General features: G+C 27.2%; 9 protein-coding genes. 5 read left to right on the forward strand and 4 right to left on the reverse strand.

All coding sequences use genetic code 11. The annotated features are described in order from the left end of the window. Positions 1 to 43: 43 nt before the first annotated feature. Together RWY47_RS02205 and RWY47_RS02210 are read left to right on the forward strand one after the other, a co-directional pair. Positions 44 to 178 carry a hypothetical protein gene (locus tag RWY47_RS02205; RefSeq protein ID WP_021428880.1) on the forward strand — a complete coding sequence of 45 codons (135 nt, stop codon included), beginning with the start codon at positions 44 to 46 and terminating at the stop codon, positions 176 to 178. A 371-nt stretch (positions 179 to 549) separates the two neighbouring features. Next, positions 550 to 1,263, forward strand: coding sequence for a DUF5714 domain-containing protein (locus RWY47_RS02210; RefSeq protein ID WP_224170764.1), 714 nt, complete (start codon positions 550 to 552; stop codon positions 1,261 to 1,263). Positions 1,264 to 1,316: 53 nt separating this feature from the next. Here the strand turns inward: RWY47_RS02210 and arsM are convergent, their stop codons facing one another. The 4 genes from arsM to RWY47_RS02230 are packed head-to-tail and all read right to left on the reverse strand — an operon-like array spanning position 1,317 to position 4,322. Then, complete coding sequence (gene arsM, locus RWY47_RS02215) at positions 1,317 to 2,075, reverse strand: arsenite methyltransferase (RefSeq protein WP_226883339.1); 759 nt, start codon at positions 2,073 to 2,075, stop codon at positions 1,317 to 1,319. Positions 2,076 to 2,106: 31 nt separating this feature from the next. Continuing rightward, positions 2,107 to 3,159: an ACR3 family arsenite efflux transporter gene (arsB, locus tag RWY47_RS02220; protein ID WP_224170766.1), complete on the reverse strand. Its 1,053-nt coding sequence runs from the start codon at positions 3,157 to 3,159 to the stop codon at positions 2,107 to 2,109. Between the two features lie 19 nt (positions 3,160 to 3,178). Further along, positions 3,179 to 3,922 (reverse strand): metallophosphoesterase family protein, encoded by a 744-nt coding sequence (locus tag RWY47_RS02225; RefSeq protein ID WP_224170767.1) that lies wholly within the window; start codon positions 3,920 to 3,922, stop codon positions 3,179 to 3,181. 19 nt (positions 3,923 to 3,941) lie between these two features. After that, positions 3,942 to 4,322 (reverse strand): ArsR/SmtB family transcription factor, encoded by a 381-nt coding sequence (locus tag RWY47_RS02230; protein ID WP_224170768.1) that lies wholly within the window; start codon positions 4,320 to 4,322, stop codon positions 3,942 to 3,944. 205 nt (positions 4,323 to 4,527) lie between these two features. Between RWY47_RS02230 and RWY47_RS02235 the strand changes: the two genes are divergently transcribed. From RWY47_RS02235 to RWY47_RS02245, 3 genes are all read left to right on the forward strand, one after another. Further along, the gene (locus RWY47_RS02235; protein WP_025162824.1) at positions 4,528 to 4,812 is read left to right on the forward strand and encodes a hypothetical protein; all 285 of its coding nucleotides are present in this window, start codon (positions 4,528 to 4,530) and stop codon (positions 4,810 to 4,812) included. Positions 4,813 to 5,010: 198 nt separating this feature from the next. Beyond that, positions 5,011 to 5,685, forward strand: a complete 675-nt coding sequence (locus RWY47_RS02240) for a response regulator transcription factor (protein WP_224170769.1) — start codon at positions 5,011 to 5,013, stop codon at positions 5,683 to 5,685. Then, positions 5,675 to 7,093 carry a sensor histidine kinase gene (locus RWY47_RS02245; protein ID WP_224170770.1) on the forward strand — a complete coding sequence of 473 codons (1,419 nt, stop codon included), beginning with the start codon at positions 5,675 to 5,677 and terminating at the stop codon, positions 7,091 to 7,093. Before RWY47_RS02240 ends, RWY47_RS02245 begins: the two co-directional genes overlap by 11 nt. The last annotated feature ends 207 nt before the right edge of the window (positions 7,094 to 7,300 follow it).

Genomic DNA, 7,300 nt, shown 5'->3' on the forward strand with positions numbered 1-7,300 from the left:
TTTTTAGATTATACAATATATAATCTATTAGGTGGTGAACTTAATGATTAATTTTACAAACGAATTAATTTTACAAACATTAAATACATTTTTTTTAGTTGGAGTTTTATTTATTGGATATAAATTAGTATGTTATATTGAAAAAAAGATAACTCTACTTATAGAAAAATATATATAAATTAACCCTTTCAATATTATTATTTAGATGTTGAGTATCTAAATTAACATCTAACATAGGATTTGAGAATTCACATACGGTATCTTAATACATTTCTAAATTAACAGTCCTATTATTGTTTAAATTTATTAATTAATTTCAGTTAAAACAATAAACTTGTAATTACTATTTACTATCAATATGTTTAAATTCAAAGTTTTTAATATCCAAAATATTTAATACCTTTAATCTCAGTATTTAGAAAAACGTTATATTAAAAAGATTTCTAATAAATTTTTTTATAAAAGTACTATTACTACAAATTTCTAAAATGTATAATTATAATTGGGAATACTAGGATATAGTTTTATACATTAAGGGGTGAATAAAAAATGAATAAGTTTAATTGTTTGATTTGTAATGAAGAAGTACTTTATGAAAATGAGAGTAAGGAAAGAGTATGTTATTTCTGTAAAAAAACTTACGAATCAGCTATAGTATGTAAAAATGGACACTATGTATGTGATTCATGTCATAGTAGTGATGCACTTACGGCTATAACTAACTACTGTTTAAATAGTGATAGTATAAATCCATTAGAAATGGCAGTAAATTTAATGAAGCATCCAGCAATTAAGATGCATGGGCCAGAGCATCATTATTTAGTTCCAGCAGTATTAAGCACTGCATTTTTAAACAAAACTAATGAAAAATCAAAGTTAGAAAGTTTATTAGATGAGTGTCAAAAAAGAGCTAAGAATGTATTAGGGGGATTCTGTGGATTTTACGGAGCATGTGGAGCTGGAGTAGGTTGTGGAATTTATACTAGTTTAATACAAGAGTCAGGACCTATGAATAAAGAGGAATGGGGACTTTGCAACCTAATGACATCAAAGGCGCTTGAAAATATAAGCAAGTATGGAGGCCCAAGATGTTGTAAAAGAGATTCTTTTACAGCTATAGAAACAGCAATAGATTTTACTAAAGAGCATTTAAATGTGGATCTAGATAAAACTTTAAATTTAAAATGCAATTTCAATAGTTTAAATAAAGAATGTTTAAATTCAAAATGTAAATTTTATGCTGAGAGTGAATTAGCTTATTAATATATAAATAAAAAAGTATATCTTATAGGATATACTTTTTTAGTGATTTTTTTTTATTTAATAGCTGTAACTGAGGCAGACATAATATACTCACCTACGTTTAAGTTATGACCCCACTTCTCTTCATACTCTTTAGAAACAGGTTTGACATCTATTTTTATATTTTTAAATCCTGAATTTGATAAGTAAACTTCTAACTCTTCAACTGAAGAGGCTCCTGTGACTCAGCCACAATATAGTTTTTCATCTTGTTTCATTTCTTGAGTTAAATCTTTCATAAGGACTATATCTGATATAGATAACCTACCTCCCCTTTTAAGCACACGATAAGCCTCATCGTAGACTCTTTGCTTGTTAGGAGATAGGTTTATAACACAGTTTGATATTATAACATCAACTAAATCATTTGCTACAGGTAAATTTTCAATTTCACCTAATCTAAAGTCGACGTTTTTATAATTGTTAGTTAATGCATTGCTTCTTGCTTGACTTAACATCTCTGGAGTCATATCAACACCTATAACAAGTCCATTATTTCCAACTTTTTTAGATGCTAAAAAGCAGTCAAATCCGGCTCCACTACCTAAGTCAAGGACAGTTTCACCTTCTTTTACATCTGCAATTAAGTGAGGATTTCCACACCCTAAGCCTAAGTTAGAATCTTTTGGAACTGTAACCATATCCTCATTAGAATAACCTATACTTTTAGATATATCTTCCCCACAACAACTTAGATTAGATTCATTTGTTACAATTTTTTTATAGCTATCTCTAACTATATTTTTTATATCTCCGTTAGTAATATCTTTCATTATATAAGCACCACCTTTTTATAAGTTTTTGTTAATTGTTAAACCAATGACTAGTTTTATTTGCGATACCAACAAGTGCAAGCATAACTGGAACTTCAACAAGTACGCCAACAACTGTAGCAAGTGCTGCTCCTGAATTAAGTCCAAATAAAGCTATTGCAACTGCGACTGCAAGTTCAAAGAAGTTACTAGCACCTATCATACCTGCTGGAGCTGCTACATTATGAGGTAACTTCCAAGCTTTACACCAAAGATAAGCTAGGAAGAATATAAAGAATGTTTGTATTGTAAGAGGTATAGCAATTAATAATATATGTGTTGGGTTATCTATAATCTTTTGTCCTTGGAAGGCAAATAGTATTATTAATGTTAGTAATAATCCAACAACAGTTATTCCATTAAACTTAGGTAAAAACTCATTTTCAAAATAGTCTAATCCTTTGTTTTTAATTATCATAGTTCTTGATAAGTATCCTGCAACAAATGGAATTATAACAAATAATACAACTGATAATAACAGAGTATCCATTGGAACAACCACATTAGTTACACCTAATAATAAAGCTACAATTGGGGCAAATCCTATTAGTAATATAAGGTCATTTACTGCAACTTGAACTAGTGTGTATGCTGGATCTCCATCTGTTAAGTGACTCCAAACAAATACCATAGCTGTACATGGTGCTGCTCCAAGTAAGACTGCTCCTGCTAAATATTCTTTTGCTAAATCAGCTGGTATAAAGTTCTTAAATACTATAACTAAGAAAAAATATGATATCGCATACATTGTAAATGGCTTTATTAACCAGTTTGTTCCACAAGTAACAACTAAGCCTTTCTTTTGTTTTGCAGCATTTTTTATAGATGTAAAATCTATTTTAAGCATCATTGGGTAAATCATTAGCCATATAAGTATTGCTACTGGTATAGAAACTTGAGCATAAGTGAATTTATCTAAAGTTTGAGGTATTTGAGGTAAATAAACACCTATTAAAACCCCAACTACTATACAAAGTGCTACCCAAACTGTTAGGTATTTTTCAAATACGCCAAGTCCACCGTTTTGTTCTTTTTTATTACTCATTATTTTCCCTCCTATATTTTTATTTAGAACTTCCTTCTCGTATAAGTATTGCAAAGTCATTTGGAAGTATTTCATTTTCTTCTATTTCATTTGCTATTCTTTCAAAATCATATTTAACTTCTATAATTTCTACTTCAACACTTGATGGAGTTTTAGCTATCTCATCTTCATTTTTTATATCTATAATTACATAGTTTGCATTGGGATTACCTGTTTTAGGTTTACCAACACTTCCAGCATTGACAAGTAACTTTTCTCCATAATATTTAGCATATGGTATATGAGTGTGACCACAAACTAATATATCTTCAACTAACTCACTCATAACTTCATCTGCTTCTTTTGAGTTTTCCTTTAAATATTCATTTATAAGTCTTGTACTTCCATGAACAAATCTTATAGCTTTTTTATCAAAATTAAAGATTAGTTCTTTTGGTAAGTTTCTTAAGTATTCTTTATTTTCAACTTTTGTAGTTTGACCTGTAAAGTGCATTGAGAGACCTGCTTTTTCAGCATCTTTAGGATCTGGGTAAGCACATCCACAAACTATTTTTAAGTTTCCTATAGAATCATCGTAATTTCCCATTATAGTAAGTATCTTATTTTTCTTTAAAGTTTCAATAACTTCATTTGGCCTTGTTCCGTAGCCTACTAAATCACCTGTACATACTGTCATGTCTACATCTTTAGTTTCAATGTCAGCTAACACTGAATCTAGGGCATATATGTTGCTATGTATATCCGATATTACTGCTATTTTCATATATATTTCCTCCTAAATTTTACTTTGTTATCTCTAAGATTACATCTTTAACCTGTGAAACAGTATCACAACTTAAATTAGCATTTTTATATGCTTTTAAAATTTCATAATCATATTTTAGCTTTTTATCTTTATCTAATTCGTTGTCTAAGATATTTTGAATAAAACTGTATTGCTTTAAAGTCTCATGATCTAATTTATAGTAAATAAACTTTGCTTCTTTATAATAGTTAACTAAATTAGCATTAGTAAGCTTACTTAAATGTCTGGATGCATTAGATTGTGAGATTTCAAGTATTGCTTCTATTTCACAAACGCATAAAGGTCCATCTCTTAAAATATTAAGTATTCTTAATCTAGTTTCATCGCTTAAAGCTTTTAAAATTTGTATAAGTTCCATAATAACTCCTTTTCATATTAACATATTCACTTATAATCATATGATATGCTAAAAAAAATGATTTGTAAACTATGAAATCAAAAAAAATTGATTTAACTAATAATAGTAATGCTTATATATCTACCTTATAACTATTTATTCATAATTTGTTCATATTTTTTTATTATTATTAATGTGAAAATAAATATGAAAAGGAAGTGCTTATATGAAAAAATCATTAATAGGTGCATTAGCATTAGGATTAGTAATAGGAGCAGGTACGATGGGAGCAACATCATTCGCAAGTGAAAAAGAATATAGTAATAATGTAAATCCAGCAGTATCATATACGGAGCAAAGTAATATAACTCAAGGAGATTCAGAGTTTAAAGTGTTAAATCAAGAATCAAATCAGCTTGAAAAAACAGACGATAGTCAATATAGAAATTCAAACTCTAATTATAGAAATTGTTGCCCATATAGCAACTATGAAAATGGGAATATAAATTAATTTTTTACAAAGAAAAAGCTAATTTCCAAGAGAGATTAGCTTTTTCTTTGTAAAAAATTTTCAATAATTAGAGTTTATATAATCATTATTAATTAAAACTTAAAATATACACTAGCAAAATTAATCCATAAACTTTTTATAAATTTTATGGTATATTGTAATTAATTTATATAGAGATAGAAAAAGGGAGACTTATAAATGTTTAATATATTGATAGTAGATGATGAAAAGAAGATAACACAAGTTGTTAAAGCGTATTTAGATAAAGAGGGCTACAATTGTATAGCAGCAAATAATGGGGAGCAAGCTCTTAAATATTTAACTAACAACAACTTTGATTTAATAATTTTAGATAGAATGTTGCCAGATATAAATGGAGAGAGTATTTGTAAAAAAATAAGAGAAACTTCTATGGTTCATATAATAATGTTGACTGCAAAAACTGAAGATGAAGATCGTATAGAAGGATTTAATATAGGTTGTGATGATTATGTTTGTAAGCCTTTTAACGTTAAAGAGTTAGTTTTAAGGGTAAAAGCGGTTTTTAGAAAACTAGATATAGAAAAGAAGGATGTACTAAAATTCTCGGATGAACTTGAAATAAACATGTCATCTCATGATGTTAAAGTAAGAGGTAAAAAAGTTGTATTAACTAATACTGAATATAAGATACTTTTATTATTTGCTAAAAATTCAAATAGGATATTTAGTAGAGAACAATTATTAGAATTAGCGATAGATGAACACTATGAAAAAGTTGATAGAATTATAGATGCTCACATAAAGAACCTTAGACAAAAAATAGAATTAGATACAAAAAAGGCTAAAATTATTCAAACAGTATATGGAGTAGGTTACAAATTTGGATTATAAATTTAAAAAACTAAAACTTAATAAAAAACTAATTCTATATTTAGTATCGTTAATAATTGTAGTAGTAATAGTTATAGCAGTATCTATAAATAGTATTTTTGAGAAAAAATTTGAAGAGTATATAATTAAGAATAATGAAAATGAGGTTTCTAACTTAATAAATTCAATAGAATCAGAATATATGGATGGTAGATGGAACTTATACAGTATAGAAAAAATAGGAGAAAATGCTATAAATAAAGGAATATTTTTAGATTTATATGATACAAATGGAAATTTAATTTGGGGAGCCACAACATATAGTCAAGATAGATGTAACAAAATCATGGGAAGTATAGAAAACAACATGAATCATACAATGGCCAATTGGCATGGAAAGTATACGGAACAGTCATTAAGCTTAAAAAATTCAAATAATCAAGTTATTGGATCTATAAAAATTGGAACATATGGATTGCTTTATTATATGGATAATGATGTTGATTTTTTAAAAGACATAAACCAAGTAATTACTTTTATAGGTATTTTAATGATATTAATAACAATATGTATAGCCATACTAATTGCTAATAATATATCTAAGCCAATAGAGGTTGTGTCAAATATGACAAACTTAATGGGAGATGGAGGTTATTATAATAAGATTGACTATCAAAGTAATATATATGAAATTGATAATCTTATAGTATCTATAAATAATCTAGCGTCAAAATTAGAAGAGCAAGAAAATCTAAGGAAAAGACTAACTACAGATATATCTCATGAGCTTAGAACTCCACTGACAAATGTACAAACTCACTTGGAAGCAATGATAGATGGAATATGGGAACCGAATACAGAGAGGTTAAATAGTGTAAATGAAGAGGTAATAAGGCTTACCAACTTGGTTAATCAATTAAAAAACTTAGCAAAGTTTGATAGTGAAAAAAGCAAGCTTAACTTAACTGAGATTAATATAGAGAAACTTATAAAAAATATAGTTTATAATAATCAAGGTTGTGCTTTAGAAAAAAATCTAAACATAGTATTTAACTTAGAAAATGTAAATACATATTTAGATAAAGATAAAATATCTCAGGTCATAGTAAATTTACTTTCAAATGCAATAAGATATACAAATGCTGGTGGAAATATATATATAAATGCATACAAAGAAAAAGAAAATATTAAAATACACTTTAAAGATGAGGGAGTAGGGATTCCAAAAGAAAGTTTAAATCATATATTTGAAAGATTTTATAGGGTTGATGAGTCTAGAAGTAAAGATACTGGCGGCATTGGAGTTGGACTTACTATTGTTAAATCAATCGTTGATCTACACAAAGGAAAAATTGAGGTTAAAAGTAAGAAGAATGAAGGAAGTGAGTTTATAATTACGTTGCCAATAATCAACAATCAAAAGATTTAAAGCATATTTAACATTAAATTCATAATTTGTTCATACTTTTAAACTATTATAAATCCATGAGAGATTCTCCTCTTTAATAATAGATTTAATTTTTGAAATAGGTAAATTCTTTATAAAGGATTTACCTATTTTTTTACTAAAAAATACACTGTGATTTAGAAAAATTTTTGCGAATTTATTCATAATTTATTCATAATTATGTAGTAT

Source organism: Paraclostridium sp. MRS3W1, assembly GCF_032465715.1.
GTDB lineage: Bacteria > Bacillota > Clostridia > Peptostreptococcales > Peptostreptococcaceae > Paraclostridium > Paraclostridium dentum.